The sequence below is a fragment of the Bacillus pretiosus genome (assembly GCF_051294775.1).
GTDB lineage: Bacteria > Bacillota > Bacilli > Bacillales > Bacillaceae_G > Bacillus_A > Bacillus_A wiedmannii.
Genome location: NZ_JBPPHF010000157.1, coordinates 1 through 309 on the forward strand (window position 1 = coordinate 1; position 309 = coordinate 309).

The window sequence follows — 309 nt, forward strand, 5'->3', positions numbered from 1 at the left end:
GTATATTATTAATTATCGGTTTAGGCGTAAGATATGTAGGACTATTATTCGCTCTTATTTTAGCTGGGGCTATCGTAACGGTAAATGGAGCAGCAGGTTTATTAGGAGATGGAAAGAATCCAGGGTATGAATTAGATCTTGCATTATTAGCAATGGGTGCGTATTTATTCGTTGTAAAAGCAGAAGGATATGTAGTGAAGTAAACTTATTTATAAATTGTTGACTTGAATCATAATTGTAACTATAATGATTACAACTAGTTGGTTAAGAATAAAATAATTTAAATATTTTTTTACACAAGTTGTAACT

At 30.1% G+C, this 309-nt stretch carries 1 protein-coding gene; it reads left to right on the forward strand.

From position 1 onward, the window contains the following. On the forward strand, nt 1-203 hold a 203-nt coding region (locus ACSG5Z_RS30300), incomplete at its 5' end, for a DoxX family protein (protein WP_503827187.1). Nucleotides 204-309 lie beyond the last annotated feature (106 nt).